The sequence below is a fragment of the Calidithermus roseus genome, from assembly GCF_003574095.1.
GTDB classification, from domain to species: domain Bacteria; phylum Deinococcota; class Deinococci; order Deinococcales; family Thermaceae; genus Calidithermus; species Calidithermus roseus.
On sequence record NZ_QWLA01000040.1, the window covers coordinates 19,554 to 32,534 of the forward strand.

Below are 12,981 nucleotides of genomic sequence, written 5' to 3' on the forward strand. Positions count from 1 at the left end.
ATCATCCGGCGAGTTGAAGCCATCAGTATGCCAACGGGCACGTCGTGCTCCGCTTTGGTGGGCAGAGATGTGGATGCCTGCTTCGTGGCTGAACTGGATCCGACATCCGCTGGCCAGGCGAGGGGAGGCGTGCATCCCTCAGGATTGAAAAACCACTCCGGGAAAGTGCAAAAGGCTACTTCCCAACATGGATCTCAACGGTTGCGTTGCTCGAGAACACTGTGCCAGAATGAGTGCAATATGGCCTGTTACAGCGGCGTCAGCACCATCCAGCGCCACGGTACGGCCCTGCTCGAGTCCGCACAGCTTCTCCACTCCGTCCACCTGGTGCTGGACGCGCCGTGGGGCTTCGCCCTGTGGGGTTTTGCGGAGTTGCCCCGGCCCGCACTCGTCGTCACGGAGTGCCCTTCTCCGCATTACCTGCGAGACCTCATTGCCCTCGCGCCGGAGGGCATTCTCGCCACGTCGGCGGGTCCTGAGGACGTGCTCGAGGGGTTGCGGGAGGTCGCTGAGGGTCGGAGTTTCCACAAAATTCCCGCACTAAGCCCGGACAGCTTGACCGCCCGCGAGCGGGAGGTAATGCGCCGGGTGGCGCTTGGTCTTTGTGACGCCGATATTGCCCTAGCTCTAGGTGTGTCTAGACGAACCGTGTACAACTGGGTATCCTCCCTTCAGGAAAAACTTGGTCTCAAAAACCGCGTGCAGATCGCACTGTACTATCTCGGCATGCTTCCGCACTATCAGAAATGGTGCAGCATGTGAGTTTTTACTAGCTCGGATATGGATTTTTAACTTGAGTTCCAATAAATGACCACTCCATAATGGGACCACCTAGCGCACTTTGGGGGTGGTGGCATGGGACAGCAACCTAGGGATGAGGCCTTTCCTTCTGCGGGAGGCAAGCGGCATTCCAGCACCCGAAGGAAGTTCCTAGAGTTCGTAGGCACAGCCAGTGGTCTCCTGCTCACGTCCTGCGGCCACTTAAGCCAATCAACAAGACGGAAGAGCCACTCATCGTCGAGCTCACGGCCCAAGAGAAGCAGCTTCTGAGCTTTGTCAGCACCCTACCCAAGGACCACGCTCTGCAATCGCAGTTCGTCGAGAACCCAGTCGCAACTCTGGTGCAGCACAACATCGTCTCCCAGGACAGCCGGCTCAACATCAGCAAGGCCAACCGACTGCTGTTTTATCTCGTTGGCAATACGGTGCTACGCGAGCGGCTTGGGGCCATCGTACAGCGCTACCCGGCCCTAAGCCAGATACGGAACGTCATGACCAACGACCGGCTTGACGTCCGCTTCTTGCGAGAGGTGGAAAAAGACCTGACTTCCCCTGATTCTCTGTGGAAACGGGTGATCGAGGATCAGGTCAACGTGTTAGTCTCAGACCCGAAGGTCAGGGAAATCCTCGAGCTGAAGATTGCAGACTCCCAGATAAGGGAGTATGCCTCTCGCCTGGCAGCCGCGATCAGCGGCAACCTAAGCAAAGCCGGGGTCAGGCCTACTGTGGTCTTCATCTTCGTCAACGTTAACGTGATAGCGAACGCCAACTGGAAGGTAAACGCTAACGTCAACTACAACGCCAACGCCAATCTCAACGCTAACGCCAACGCTAACGCCAACTACAATGCCAATACCAACACCAGTGGCGAGTCCATTGACAGCCGCAGTTCGATGGTTGCAGAGTGGATCCAGTTCGTCGACCTCTTCACCAGGCATGCTCAGGAGCAGCCAGGCCTGTGAGGCTTCGGAATGAGGGAGCCGCTATGAATACGGTTAGACCGTGGAAACCAGGCCCCTCCTGCCTAACCGTACTGCCCACCTTTAGGTGTACGGCGGCCTGCGCAAATTGCTGTTTCGGCTCGCACCCTTGGGTACCGGGCCGGATACCCCAAGAAGACATCCTCAGGTACATCCGTCAGGCAGCCCGCTTCGAATCCCTCAGCTTAGTGACATTCTCTGGCGGGGAGTGCTTCCTTCTGGGCGACGACTTGGTAGAGGCGGTAACCCTCGCTACACGCTTCGGTCTAGCCACCCGTTGCGTCACCAACGGCTACTGGGCGTCGTCGGAGAAGGCTGCCCTGCACCGGCTGATCGAATTGCGTGACGCTGGATTAACCGAGCTGAATCTCAGCACAGGTGATCACCACACCCGGTTCGTTCCTATCGAGAACATCCTCCATGGAGCAAGGGCAGCGGCCCAACTCGGTATAGGCGTTGCCATCATGGTGGAGCTGCAGGCCGAGCGCCGGGTGACCAAGCAGGTACTGCTCGAGCACCCCCTGGCCCAGGGACTGTTCGACGGGCACGATCTGGATGCGAACGTGACAATTGTAGAAAGCCCGTGGATCGCGATGGAGGACGGCGAGGTTCCGTATGACACGAACTGTCTGATCAACGCTGATAACGTCCACCTGAGGTCAGGCTGTACCAGCATCCTTTCCACCATCGTAGCTACGCCCCAAAAGGAGCTTTTCGCCTGTTGTGGCATCACGGCCGAGAAGATCCCTGAGGTCAAACTGGGGCTGCTCGATCAAGCCAACATGCACGATATGTACGAGGCGGCCTCCAATGATTTCATAAAGATCTGGCTTGCAGTGGACGGGCCGGAGAAGATCGTGGCCTGGGCCGGTCAGAAGGATCCCTCTATTGAGTGGGAAAACCGCTTCGCACACCAGTGCGACATCTGCCGCTTCATGTACCAAAGCCCGCAGATCAAGCGCGTCATCCGCGAGCACTATCAGGAGGTCGTGGGGGACGTCCTATTACGGTTTTCGCTCCTGAGGTCTTAGCATGCGTGGGACAACCATGGCTATAGCCGTTTCAATTTTCATCGTGGCGGCGCTGTTGGTCGGGCTGTCCATCCCGCTGGTGCAGGGGAAAGTTCCTCCCAACAGCACCTATGGCTTCAGGACGTCCAAGACCCTGGCCGATCCGTCCATCTGGTACGAGGCCAACCGCTTTGCGGGCCGAGTTACTATCACTGTCTCGATCGTTATGATTGTTCTGGGCATCGCCCTTCTACTCCTAGATCGCTACACCAAGCTCGATCCCAACAGCCTAACCGTACTGGGGCTGGCTTTTGAGATCGTGCCACTGCTGGTTCTCATTCTGGTGCTTTTCTTATACCATCGGAACTTGTGAGCTAGTAACCTCGGTGGGTCGTTATGGAAAATCAAGCTGACTTAACCATCAACGCGGCAGCGGGGCCGCAGGAGCTAGCTCTCCGGCTGCGCCAGCTTCGAGGTCGCCTGCTCGCTTGCGGTTACGCGGAGTTCGTGTCTGCCTTTAACCCGTTTTGCTTCAGCTCTGCAAAGTGGACGACCTGCCGTAACCTTGCCTTCCCTGAAATCCGAGGACTTATCGACTTCCTGCTGCTGAACAAGCGGGCCCACCAGAGCTACCTCGATGGCTTACTAGGGGAAACCTGGAGGGTTCTGCTCGAGATGGAGCTTGCGGAGGAACTCGAGGGGGGCTGGGCCCGACTGAAGGGCCTTTCTCTATGGGCTTACCTCGGCTACCTCGTTTTCATCGACACCCCAAACCAGGACCCTAACGTGTACTTCGGGGATGACACCATTGGGCTTTTTGCCCGGTTGCACGCGATGCCGGGCGAGCACTGCCTGGACCTCTGCTCAGGGTCGGGCATCCAGGCCCTGCACTGCTCATCGTTCGCAGCGTCGGTCGACGCGGTCGAGATCAATCCCCTCGCAAGGCAGGTGCTTTGGTGCAACATCCTGCTCAACGGACGGCACGACCGAATACAGGTCTGGGGAGGATCGCTGTATGACGAACTTCCGGAAAACCGGCAGTACGACTTAGTAGCCGCCAACCCGCCGCTGGTCCCATTCCCCGAGGAACTGGACTACCCTTTTGTAGGACATGGTGGCATAGACGGCTTCGCTGTTACCCGCAAGATCATCCAGGGGTTGCCCGAGCATCTTAGTGAGACAGGCCGAGCACAGATTATAGGTCTTACGCTCGCGGATGAGGGTGACCTCGTCATCGAAGGCGAGCTAGCGGAGCTGGCCCGTACTCATGATCTGGTCATACGGCTGACCGTACTGAACCGCTTTCCCCTGGACCCCTCCAGCCCCTTCTTCCGGGGGTTTGTCAGCTCATCCCAGTTAGTTTCTCCCCAGGCATACGACGAGATCGCAGCCAGGCTGGCAGAGCGGCTCCGACGGCTCAACGTCACCCACACGGTGCCGTACGCCCTGCATATCACGCGCAGCGGGCCAAAGGGGAAGGTGGTGTACCAAAACTTCTCGAGGGTCAACCCGGATGGGTTATGGTTCGTGTGAACCGCAGCACCGAGCACGGGGGGCTATAGATGGCGCGGGCCCTCCCAATTGTTCTGCTTACCGCCCTTGCCCTAGGCCAGATGCCCTCACCTCTTGCAGCCCTTGAACGACTTTTCACCGTGCGGCCGGCCCAAGCCGCGTGGTTTACTACCAGCTTTCTCCAGCAGGTGCCTGTGGCCCAGGTCGACCAGGTGATCTCCGCCCTGGAGGCCCAGCTTGGCCGGTACTTGGAGGCCCGTGCGGAGGACGATGGGTTCGTGGTGTCCTTCGAAAAGGGGGAGGTCCCTGCGGTGATCGTTCTGGATCCGGAGGGGCGCATCGCCCAGCTCCGGTTTTTGACGCCTCGTCCCCGGCTTGCGAGTCTGGAGCAGGCGCTGGCTGCCTTCCGCGAGTTGCCCGGGAAGGTAAGCCTGTTGGTGCTTCGGAACGGAGAGGAGCTGGCCGGGCTGAACCCTGACGAGTCCCTGGCGGTAGGCTCGAGCTTCAAGCTGGCGATACTGAACGCTTTATGGGAGGAGATAAAGGCTGGGAGGCGTTCCTGGTCTGAGGTGGTAGAGCTGCGTCCCCAATGGAAGAGTCTGCCTACTGGGATGCTGCAAAATTGGCCTGAAGGCGCACCAATCACCCTATATACTCTAGCCGCCCTGATGATCTCCTTGAGCGACAACACAGCGAGTGATGCGCTTCTCGCGGTGTTGGGTCGGGAACAGGTGGAGCACTGGTCGGGCCAAAACCGCCCCCTCCTCTCCACTCGTGAGGCCTTCGCGCTCAAGAACCCGGAGAACCGCAGGATTCTCGAACGCTACCTCCGTGCAGACGAGGCCGAGAGGCGGAGGTTGCTGCCGGAGCTGGGCCAGATCCCACTCCCACCGCCCACCCTATTTACAGGTGGGCCGGTAGCCCCGGAGGTGGAGTGGTTCTTCAGCGCTCGCGAGCTCTGCCGTCTGATCGAAGGGGTTGCGGATCTACCGCTCATGGCCATCAACCCCGGTCCTGTACGGCCGAAGGGCTGGCGCAGAATCGCCTACAAGGGCGGTAGTGAGCCTGGGGTGCTCAACCTCACTGTCTCCTTAAGCTCCAACCAGGGTCACCGGTATTGTGTTGTAGCCACATGGAATGGCCAGACCATGCTCGATGAGGGCCGCTTTGTGTCCCTATATGGCGGCTTGCTAGAGGTTCTGGCTGGCCTGCAGTAGCGGTCCGCCAGCAGCACGGACCCCGGTATAGCCATAAAGCTGTACTGGATCCACTGGAGCCAAGCTGACGGCATCGCCAGCACAGTGGAATTCCGCGACCCGGCGGCTCTCAAGGGCCCCCAGTGGCAGTACCTCCCCTCGGAGGAGTTCGCCCGTGTTCTGGCGGGATTTGAGGCGGAGGACCAGCTCGAGGCGTGGATCCGGGAGGGGGCGCTGGAGGTGGAGGAGTGGATCGAAAGTACAGGCGAGGAGCGCAAGCGCCCGGATTGAACAGCAAAGCGAAGCCAGGGGGCCTGGCCCTCCAGGCCCCACAGCACGAAGCAACCCCGTAAGGCCCCACCGGAAGGGGGGCAGGGGGTAGGAGGTGCTCTATGAGCAAAGAATCGAACAGCATCGGGGTCTTCGTACCGGTCGAGGTCAGCGAGGAGAAGACCTTCTGGAACCGCATCGGGGCCGCGTTCGTGAACAGCAAGGGGCTGTCCCTGCTGCTGGACGCTGTACCCATCAACGGGCGGGCGGTGGTGATCTCCGAGGAGATCGCGGTGGGCGAGGGGCCGTATCGGGTGCTCACGCCGGTGGAGTACGAGAAGGACGGCGAGAAAAAGACCCGCTGGACCCGCGTCGGCACCGCCATCCCAAACAAGAAGGGCCTCACCGTGCTCTTCAACGCCCACCCCGTGAGCGGCAAGGCGGTGGTGATCCTGGCGGAGGAGCCGAAGGAGGGGGGTGAGAGCACGGACGACCTGGCGTTCTGAGCGGGGTCAAAGCTGGCGTACATGGGAAGGGGGGCTACGGCCCCCCTTTTTTCGTTCTGCCAGAATCAGGGTATGGACGCACAGATGCTCTTCTACCTCTGGGCCGGGCTGGCCCTCGGGCTGCTGGCTCACCACACCCACCGGCGGAAGGCCCTCGAGCGGGAGGCCGGGGTAGAGCTTCCCTTCTCCGGGGGCTATCTGGTACGCAAGCGGGGGATTCCGGTGCGGGCAGGGCGGAGCGATGGCTTCTCTCCCCTCTACGGCACGGTTTTCTTGCGGCGGGGGGTCATGGAGGGCCGCACCGTGCGGGACGTTGCCCTGGCCGCGCACGAGGCGGCCCACGCCTTGCGCCTGGCGCGGGGGGAGCGCACGGCCTGGCTGGCGAGCCGGGTGATGGTGGTGCGCTGGATGCTCTTCGGCAGCGGCCTGACCCTGGCCTTCCTGCTCAACCCGGCGGCCATCGGGGTGCTGGCCCTGGCCTATGGGGCGGGGCTCCTGGTGATCCCTGAGGAGCGGGAGGCCAGCCGAGAGGCCATCCTCATCCTCAGAGAGGAAGGGGTTGGGGAGGCAGAGATCGAGGGGGCGAGGCGGATGCTCGAGGGGTATGGGGACAGCTACTGGCTGGTGCCCATCGTGGCCCTGGCCCTGCTGGGCTGGCAGGCGGTGGCGGCCTAGGCGTGTAGGATGGAGCTATGGACTGGCGTGAGCGGATCACCTTCGATCCCCAGGTTATGGGGGGCAGGCCCTGCGTGCGGGGGATGCGGATCACGGTGGGGACCATCCTCACGCTGCTGCGCCATCAGACCCCGGAGGAGATCCTGCGGGACTACCCCTACCTCGAGCGGGAGGACATCGACGCCGCGCTGGGGTACGCGGCCTACCTCGCTGACGAGCGGGAGGTGGCGGTCTGAGGCTGCTGATCGACGTCAACCTCACCCCGAAGTGGGTGGGGTTTTTTCAGGACCACGGGGTGGAGGCCGTGCACTGGTCGGCACTCGGGGCGCTGACAGCCAGGGACGAGGTGCTCCTGGAGGCCGCAGCAGAAGGCGGGTATGTGCTGCTGACCCACGACCAGGACATGGGCACTCTGCTGGCCCTGGCGAAGAGCCACCGCCCCAGCGTGGTGCTGCTGCGCACGAGCGACCTGCGGCCCCAGAGCGTGGGGCCACGGCTTCTGCAAATCCTGCGCGGCCTGGAAGGAGAACTCGAGGCCGGGGCCATGGTGGTGATCGAGGACCGGCGGGTCAGGGTGCGACAGCTACCCTTTTGAAGCGCAGATAGAACCAGGGGGCGGCTCCTGCCGCCCCCTCTTCTTTGGGCGAGGAGGTCGTTATGTCCACGAAGGTCGATACGCTCATGCAGAGCATCGAGACCTGGTTGAAGCAACTGGCCGCCGAGCTCGAGGAGGGGCATACCCGGGGCTTCCTGGACTTCCTGGAGGCGATGGGCCGCTTCCACCAGTACAGCGCCCGCAACGTGGCCCTGATCCTCCAGCAGCGCCCCTCGGCCACGCTGGTGGCGGGGATCAAGCGCTGGAACGAGCTAGGGCGACGGGTCAGGAAGGGCGAGCGGGGGATCGCCATCCTGGCCCCCAGCCTGAAGCGGGTGGAGGTGGAAGAAGAAGACGGGACGGTGCGGGAAGAGAAAAAGCTGGTGGGCTTCCACACCGCCTACGTCTTCGACGTCTCGCAAACCGAAGGCAAACCCCTGGCCCCGAGCGCGGAGAACTCCCCGGAAGGGCCCGCCCTCTACGCCCGGTTGCGGGCCGCCTGCCCGGTGCCGGTGCGGGAGGGGCTGCTGAGGGGCGGGGTGCACGGGCAGACCGACGGCAGGGGGATCATCCTGGCCGCCGACCTGAGCGCCGGTGACAGGGCGGCGGTGCTCCTCCACGAGTGGGCGCACGTCCTGCTGCACTACGGGGGAGTGGAACCGCCGGTGACGGTGAAGGAGCTCGAGGCCGAGGCGGTGGCCTACGCGGTGGGGCGGCACCTCGGGCTCTCGATGGAGGGCAGCCGCGACTACATCCTCCACTGGCGGGGCACGGTGGAGGGGCTGGAAACCTCCCTCGAGCGCATCGCGGGGGCCGCGCGGAGGATCCTCGAGGCGTACGGGCGTCAGCCCGTCCCGGAGGGAAGCTGCCTCGGGGCCCTCGAGCGAGCACAGAAGGCTCGGGGGGTGGCGGCATAGAGAGAACCCGGGGGCGGCGGGAGCCGCCCCCCTTCCCGTGCAAGGAGGAAGCCATGAAGGTCTACAGAGCCCGCTGGAGGGGTGGGAGTGCTCCCCTCGGCCCGCGACCGGGAAGCCACGGGAAAGCCTGGCCCATCCCCCACCCCTCGGAGTGCGAGGAGGGGAGCTGGGCCTTCGAGCAGGGGGGAAAGGCCTGGTACTGCGACCCAGAGCGGGACCTGGAGATCCTGGGGCCGTGGGAGGAGGCAAGCATGCGGGTGGTGGATTTGCAGGACGAGCGCTACATGCTCTTGAGCGATTCTCAGGACCGCAGGGCGGTCCTCGAAGACCTGGGGTTGCTGGGGGAACTCCCCGAGTGGCCCCACCTCCTGGTGTGGGCCGAGAACGGTGAGCTCCTCGAGGTGTGGGGCTGCCGCTTCAGCCCGCCCCTGCTCGAGGACCCGGTGGTGCCACTCCTCCCGAGGCAGGGGGAGGACCGCCCCGTGGCGGCCGCTGAAGCGAGCCTTGACGACCCGGACTGGCTCGAGACCAAAGAGTGGGAGGACTTCGGGGGGCCAGAGCTGCCCGCGGAGTGGTAGCAGAGGAGCACCAGGGGGAGGCGGAAGCCTCCCCCTTTCTTCTTCCGAGGTGTATATGCGAGAGATAGAGATCAGCGTCCAACTTGGTGGCGCGGTGGCCCACGGCTGCGTGGTGAGCCGGATGGCCCACTGCAAGGTGCTGCGGGAGAGCGCGAAGACCATCTGCCTGGGCACGCCCGCCGGGGCGGTCTGGCTTCCCCGCTGGGCCCTCATCCCCGAGGGCAGCTACTACCGGCTGTCCCACCGGTACGAGTTCACCCCCGAGCAGTGGAAGCGACTGGAGTCGGCCCAGTGGGTCTCAGGCTTCAGCGCCTGAACCCCGGCACCCTAGCAAAACCTGCCTCCAACCTGGGGGCGGTGTCCCGCCCCCTCTTTCGGCAAGGAGAAGAACATGGGCTACACCCACTACTGGTACGTACAAGACCTCGCGCTGCTGAAAACCCGACTGCCCGCCATCGCCGCCGACTTCCAGCGGCTCCTGCCCCACCTCCCCCCCCTAGCGGGATCGCTGGGGCAAGGAAAAGCCAAAATCGGCCCGAAGGAACTCGTCTTCAACGGCCCCGAGCCGGAGGACTACGAGAGCTTTGTCCTCAGCGCCCGCCTGGAGGACTACGACCAAACCAAGCAAGGGCTCTTCGCCTTCTGCAAGACCGAGCGCCGCCCCTACGACCGGGCAGTCCAGGTCGCCCTCACCCTCCTGCGCTGGCACGCCGGGGAAGCGGTGCGCGTGACCTCCGACGGCGGGCTGCTGGACTGGCAGGCGGCGGTGGGGCTGGTGGAGAAGGAGCTCGGCTACCCGGTGGACCCCTTCTTCGTGCTGGAGCGCGAGCTGGTGGAGGTGAGGGACCGGCAGGGGCGGCGTTTCCTGGTGGAGGCCGAGAAGGAGGGGGTCTACCTCAACTACCTGCACTGGTTGGCCGAAGAGAAGAAAATCCCCTTCAACCCGCCCTTCCAGGTGGGGGAAGCGGTGCGGAGGGGGCTGGCCAGCCCCCTCCCCGGAGTGGAAGGGGTCTTCTACCTCTGAGCCGCAGGAAGGAATCGGCTGGAGTCGGCCCAGCGGGTATCGGGGTTCAGCGCTTGAGAGGTAGCCCAGTATTCCGATAGTGCCAGGGGGTGGGGCAGAAGCCCCACCCCACTCTCGAGGGCGAAAGGAGAAGGCATGGTGCAGCTTCCTGTTTACCTTTCCCCAGTCCCCACCAGGCTTCAGCGTTTACAGGCCGAGCGTGAGCGCATCCGGACCAGGCTCCGTCAAAGCCGCGACCCCGACGAGCGCAGGCGGCTCGACGACGCCCTATTCGAGTTGCGCTGTGCCATCCGTGTCGAGCGCGAACGCGCCGCCGGAGTGCGCTGGCGCTGCGAGGAGTGCGGCTTCAGCGCCCGCCCCAGCGAATGGCTCGAGTTCTGCCCGGAGTGCGGGGGTCGCTGGGAGATAGGAAAGGAGCTGAAAGGGCAGTAGTTATCTTGCCCCCCCGGATACCCCGGATTGGGGACGGGGGCAAGAACCAGGGGGCGCAAGCCCCTTTTCTCTTTCCAAAGGAGGCATATGAGCACGAGAGCGCAGATCGTGATAGAAGACCTCGAGGCCATCAAGCTGTACAAGCACTGCGACGGCTACCCCGCAGGGGTCCTGCCGGTTCTCGAGCCCTGCGTGGAGGCTTTCCTCAAGCGGCGGGGCTGGGACCCCGAGTACCTGCTGGCCCGGCTGGTGATGGCCTTCGGCCTGGCCGAGGAGCGCCATCGCCAGGCGATGAAAGCCCACCCGACCCTGGGAGAGCGCTACCGCCACCCCGAGACCACCGGCTACGGCCTCAGCCGGGAATGGTACGCGGACATCGAGTGGGTCTACCGGGTGCGGCGAGACGGGAGCGTCGAGGTCTGGAAGACGGGAGAGGATTGGTGGGGCGCGGCGGAGCGGGGCGAGGATGCCCCCTGGGAGCGCTGTGCCCGGCTCCTCCCGGAGGAGGAAGCCGCCGGGTGGCGGAAGGTCCCCTGGGCCCGAGAGGAGCGAAAGGCGATGCGGGCCTTCTACGGCCTAGAGGAGGTCTCATGCGGCGTATCGACGACCCCATAGCTTTGCGGGACTGCCTGGCCCGGCTATTCGGTGATGCCAACCTGACCGTGGCCCAGGCCCGGCTGCTGCTGGCCTCGAGGGGCATCCGGGTCCGTCAGAGGGTGCTCGAGGCGGCCCTGAAACTCCCTGCGGCAGACCCCAAGGCCTCCCTCGCCCCTCGACCCAAGCCCAATCCCCGGCCCCGCCTGAAGCCCCTGGATGACCTGCCGCTCACCCCCAGGGAGCAGGAGATCATGGAGCGGCTGCGTGGCGGTCGCTGAAGCGAGCCTTGCAGAGAACGGGAGCTTTGGCGCTGAAGTGAGGGAGGCGTGGAAGAGATCGACGAGCTGGAAACCTGTCTGGAGGGACTGGCCCTGGCCCAGGTCGCGCGCAACCGTGCCAGGGAGGCCCTGGAGCTCGCGCGCGCTACCGCTCTGCTCTCAGGAGCGATAAGCGGGAAGAACGCCGAGGAGCGGGAGGCCTAGGCCCGCACCACCCTGGCCGAGGAGTACCGGGCACTGGAGGTTGCCGAGGAGCGCCTGATCTGGGCCAGGGCCCGGGCCGAGGTGGCGCGGGCGCGGTTTGAGGTAGCAAAGGAAAGCGGGTTCGGGAGGGAAGCCTTAAGCCTCGCGGGAGAAAAGGCCCGGCTCGAGGCCCGCCTGCTGGAGATCGAGGAGGCCCTTTCCATCGAACGGGCCGAGGGGAGGGAGGTCGAGCTAACCCGGCAGTTCCTCGAGGAGTACGAAAACCAGGACGAACACGGCAGATAGGAGCCAGGGGGCGGCAGAGGCCGCCCCGCTTCTTTGTGCGCTGGAGGAAACCACAACCATGAGCAAACTGCAAAGGATCGAGGGTTTCCTGAGCCGCCTCGAGCGAGCCGAGGCAATCCTGCTGGAGGGACGGGTGCACAGGGTGGAGGGCCTGCCCCAGGTGTACGTGGTGCGGGGGAGCGAGCACTACCTGGCGGACCTGGAGCGCGAGTCCTGCACCTGCCCCGACCACGCCAAGGGGAACACCTGCAAGCACCTCCTGGCGGCGGTGCTGCTCGAGCGGGCCGAGAAGCGTAAAGACCGGGAGGCGGTAGAGACCAGGGCCTAGGGCCAAGGGGCGGCAGGAGCCGCCCCACTTCTTCGAGTGAAAGGAGGAAAAGGTTATGAATATCAGCAACAATCCGATCAGTGTCCTGAGCGCACCGCTCAGCGCGGAGGAGATCGAGTGGAAGGTCATCGCGGCCAAGAACGGGAGCACCACCATCGCCCCCTACATCGACGCGAGGGCCGTCATGACCCGCCTTGACCGGGCCTTTGGGGCCTTCGGCTGGAGCGTGCGCTACACCCCGGCCCAGGTGGGCAACGAGCACGGGGTCATCGCCAGCATCGCCATCCGGAACCCCGAGACCGGGGAGTGGGTGGAGAAGCAGGACGGGAGCGGGGCCAGCGACATGGAGCCCTTCAAAGGCGGCATCTCGGGGGCGCTGAAGCGGGCGGCCACCGCCTGGGGGATCGGGCGGGAGCTTTACACCTACCCCAGGGTGATTGTGGAGGGAGAGCACAAGTACATCCCCTGGAAGGTGCTGGAGCGGCTCAAGGGGCTCCCCAAAGCGGTAGCCGAAGGCAAGCCCCTGCCCGAGGTCATCCGGCTCACCGCGGATGGGGAGAGTGTGCGGAAGGGGGGATAATCATCCTTCAGGCACCTGCGGTTAACATTTATGGTCTGTTTGTTGAGTGAAATTGTTGACATAAATTAACATCCATCGTACCCTTTGAAAAGGGGTGAGCAGGTCGGTGAACGTCGGCTACATTCAGCCACTCCGCGAACAGCGGGGTCTAAGTCAAACCGATCTGGGTAACAAGGTCGGGGTGACCCGGCAGACCATCGCGGTCTGGGAGAAGGGTGAGCGCATGCCATCTAT

23 protein-coding genes are annotated in these 12,981 nt (G+C 63.8%); all 23 read left to right on the forward strand.

Annotation, left to right across the window (positions count from 1 at the left end; genetic code table 11):
* Positions 1–240: 240 nt before the first annotated feature.
* The gene (locus Mrose_RS10810; protein WP_119278133.1) at positions 241–762 is read left to right on the forward strand and encodes a helix-turn-helix domain-containing protein; all 522 of its coding nucleotides are present in this window, start codon (positions 241–243) and stop codon (positions 760–762) included.
* Between the two features lie 359 nt (positions 763–1,121).
* Positions 1,122–1,742, forward strand: a complete 621-nt coding sequence (locus Mrose_RS18595; protein ID WP_147371622.1) for a hypothetical protein — start codon at positions 1,122–1,124, stop codon at positions 1,740–1,742.
* A gap of 23 nt (positions 1,743–1,765) precedes the next feature.
* Entirely contained in the window at positions 1,766–2,791 is a 1,026-nt protein-coding gene (locus Mrose_RS10820; protein WP_119278137.1) for a radical SAM protein, read from the forward strand.
* 1 nt (position 2,792) lies between these two features.
* Entirely contained in the window at positions 2,793–3,143 is a 351-nt protein-coding gene (locus Mrose_RS10825) for an SdpI family protein (protein WP_119278139.1), read from the forward strand.
* 23 nt (positions 3,144–3,166) lie between these two features.
* A complete protein-coding gene (locus Mrose_RS10830; protein WP_119278141.1) occupies positions 3,167–4,303 on the forward strand; it encodes a methyltransferase in 1,137 nt (378 codons plus the stop codon).
* 29 nt (positions 4,304–4,332) lie between these two features.
* Complete coding sequence (locus Mrose_RS10835) at positions 4,333–5,499, forward strand: serine hydrolase (RefSeq protein WP_119278143.1); 1,167 nt, start codon at positions 4,333–4,335, stop codon at positions 5,497–5,499.
* An 84-nt stretch (positions 5,500–5,583) separates the two neighbouring features.
* Entirely contained in the window at positions 5,584–5,769 is a 186-nt protein-coding gene (locus Mrose_RS10840; protein ID WP_182482767.1) for a hypothetical protein, read from the forward strand.
* 101 nt (positions 5,770–5,870) lie between these two features.
* Positions 5,871–6,254 (forward strand): hypothetical protein, encoded by a 384-nt coding sequence (locus tag Mrose_RS10845; protein WP_119278145.1) that lies wholly within the window; start codon positions 5,871–5,873, stop codon positions 6,252–6,254.
* A 72-nt stretch (positions 6,255–6,326) separates the two neighbouring features.
* Positions 6,327–6,929 (forward strand): zinc metallopeptidase, encoded by a 603-nt coding sequence (locus tag Mrose_RS10850; RefSeq protein ID WP_182482768.1) that lies wholly within the window; start codon positions 6,327–6,329, stop codon positions 6,927–6,929.
* A 17-nt stretch (positions 6,930–6,946) separates the two neighbouring features.
* Complete coding sequence (locus Mrose_RS10855; protein ID WP_119278150.1) at positions 6,947–7,165, forward strand: DUF433 domain-containing protein; 219 nt, start codon at positions 6,947–6,949, stop codon at positions 7,163–7,165.
* 8 nt (positions 7,166–7,173) lie between these two features.
* A complete protein-coding gene (locus Mrose_RS10860) occupies positions 7,174–7,524 on the forward strand; it encodes a DUF5615 family PIN-like protein (RefSeq protein ID WP_182482771.1) in 351 nt (116 codons plus the stop codon).
* A gap of 62 nt (positions 7,525–7,586) precedes the next feature.
* Positions 7,587–8,441 (forward strand): ArdC-like ssDNA-binding domain-containing protein, encoded by an 855-nt coding sequence (locus Mrose_RS10865; protein WP_220452314.1) that lies wholly within the window; start codon positions 7,587–7,589, stop codon positions 8,439–8,441.
* Between the two features lie 53 nt (positions 8,442–8,494).
* Entirely contained in the window at positions 8,495–9,019 is a 525-nt protein-coding gene (locus Mrose_RS10870; protein WP_119278154.1) for a DUF6839 family protein, read from the forward strand.
* Positions 9,020–9,074: 55 nt separating this feature from the next.
* A complete protein-coding gene (locus tag Mrose_RS10875; protein WP_119278156.1) occupies positions 9,075–9,335 on the forward strand; it encodes a hypothetical protein in 261 nt (86 codons plus the stop codon).
* 75 nt (positions 9,336–9,410) lie between these two features.
* A complete protein-coding gene (locus Mrose_RS10880; protein ID WP_182482769.1) occupies positions 9,411–10,043 on the forward strand; it encodes a hypothetical protein in 633 nt (210 codons plus the stop codon).
* 135 nt (positions 10,044–10,178) lie between these two features.
* Positions 10,179–10,475 carry a hypothetical protein gene (locus Mrose_RS10885; protein WP_119278158.1) on the forward strand — a complete coding sequence of 99 codons (297 nt, stop codon included), beginning with the start codon at positions 10,179–10,181 and terminating at the stop codon, positions 10,473–10,475.
* Positions 10,476–10,562: 87 nt separating this feature from the next.
* The gene (locus Mrose_RS10890) at positions 10,563–11,090 is read left to right on the forward strand and encodes a hypothetical protein (RefSeq protein ID WP_027891135.1); all 528 of its coding nucleotides are present in this window, start codon (positions 10,563–10,565) and stop codon (positions 11,088–11,090) included.
* A complete protein-coding gene (locus Mrose_RS10895) occupies positions 11,066–11,350 on the forward strand; it encodes a hypothetical protein (RefSeq protein ID WP_119278160.1) in 285 nt (94 codons plus the stop codon). The genes Mrose_RS10890 and Mrose_RS10895 overlap by 25 nt, the downstream gene beginning before the upstream one ends.
* Before the next feature lie 48 nt (positions 11,351–11,398).
* A complete protein-coding gene (locus tag Mrose_RS18880) occupies positions 11,399–11,554 on the forward strand; it encodes a hypothetical protein (protein WP_182482770.1) in 156 nt (51 codons plus the stop codon).
* A gap of 81 nt (positions 11,555–11,635) precedes the next feature.
* Positions 11,636–11,839: a hypothetical protein gene (locus tag Mrose_RS10900; RefSeq protein WP_119278161.1), complete on the forward strand. Its 204-nt coding sequence runs from the start codon at positions 11,636–11,638 to the stop codon at positions 11,837–11,839.
* A 58-nt stretch (positions 11,840–11,897) separates the two neighbouring features.
* Positions 11,898–12,167, forward strand: coding sequence for an SWIM zinc finger family protein (locus Mrose_RS10905; protein WP_119278163.1), 270 nt, complete (start codon positions 11,898–11,900; stop codon positions 12,165–12,167).
* A gap of 55 nt (positions 12,168–12,222) precedes the next feature.
* Positions 12,223–12,747, forward strand: coding sequence for a Rad52/Rad22 family DNA repair protein (locus tag Mrose_RS10910; protein ID WP_119278165.1), 525 nt, complete (start codon positions 12,223–12,225; stop codon positions 12,745–12,747).
* A gap of 106 nt (positions 12,748–12,853) precedes the next feature.
* Positions 12,854–12,981 (forward strand): helix-turn-helix transcriptional regulator (locus Mrose_RS19810; protein WP_119278167.1); only part of this gene is annotated, 128 nt, incomplete at its 3' end.

Coding starts and splice junctions, on each gene's coding strand:
- Mrose_RS10855 (WP_119278150.1), top strand. CDS start 6,947: ATGGACTGGCGTGAGCGGATCACCTTCGATCCCCAGGTTATGGGGGGC.
- Mrose_RS10845 (WP_119278145.1), top strand. CDS start 5,871: ATGAGCAAAGAATCGAACAGCATCGGGGTCTTCGTACCGGTCGAGGTC.
- Mrose_RS10850 (WP_182482768.1), top strand. CDS start 6,327: ATGGACGCACAGATGCTCTTCTACCTCTGGGCCGGGCTGGCCCTCGGG.
- Mrose_RS10875 (WP_119278156.1), top strand. CDS start 9,075: ATGCGAGAGATAGAGATCAGCGTCCAACTTGGTGGCGCGGTGGCCCAC.
- Mrose_RS10885 (WP_119278158.1), top strand. CDS start 10,179: ATGGTGCAGCTTCCTGTTTACCTTTCCCCAGTCCCCACCAGGCTTCAG.
- Mrose_RS10870 (WP_119278154.1), top strand. CDS start 8,495: ATGAAGGTCTACAGAGCCCGCTGGAGGGGTGGGAGTGCTCCCCTCGGC.
- Mrose_RS10810 (WP_119278133.1), top strand. CDS start 241: ATGGCCTGTTACAGCGGCGTCAGCACCATCCAGCGCCACGGTACGGCC.
- Mrose_RS10905 (WP_119278163.1), top strand. CDS start 11,898: ATGAGCAAACTGCAAAGGATCGAGGGTTTCCTGAGCCGCCTCGAGCGA.
- Mrose_RS10895 (WP_119278160.1), top strand. CDS start 11,066: ATGCGGCGTATCGACGACCCCATAGCTTTGCGGGACTGCCTGGCCCGG.
- Mrose_RS10890 (WP_027891135.1), top strand. CDS start 10,563: ATGAGCACGAGAGCGCAGATCGTGATAGAAGACCTCGAGGCCATCAAG.
- Mrose_RS10830 (WP_119278141.1), top strand. CDS start 3,167: ATGGAAAATCAAGCTGACTTAACCATCAACGCGGCAGCGGGGCCGCAG.
- Mrose_RS10825 (WP_119278139.1), top strand. CDS start 2,793: ATGCGTGGGACAACCATGGCTATAGCCGTTTCAATTTTCATCGTGGCG.
- Mrose_RS10835 (WP_119278143.1), top strand. CDS start 4,333: ATGGCGCGGGCCCTCCCAATTGTTCTGCTTACCGCCCTTGCCCTAGGC.
- Mrose_RS10910 (WP_119278165.1), top strand. CDS start 12,223: ATGAATATCAGCAACAATCCGATCAGTGTCCTGAGCGCACCGCTCAGC.
- Mrose_RS10880 (WP_182482769.1), top strand. CDS start 9,411: ATGGGCTACACCCACTACTGGTACGTACAAGACCTCGCGCTGCTGAAA.
- Mrose_RS10820 (WP_119278137.1), top strand. CDS start 1,766: ATGAATACGGTTAGACCGTGGAAACCAGGCCCCTCCTGCCTAACCGTA.
- Mrose_RS10865 (WP_220452314.1), top strand. CDS start 7,587: ATGTCCACGAAGGTCGATACGCTCATGCAGAGCATCGAGACCTGGTTG.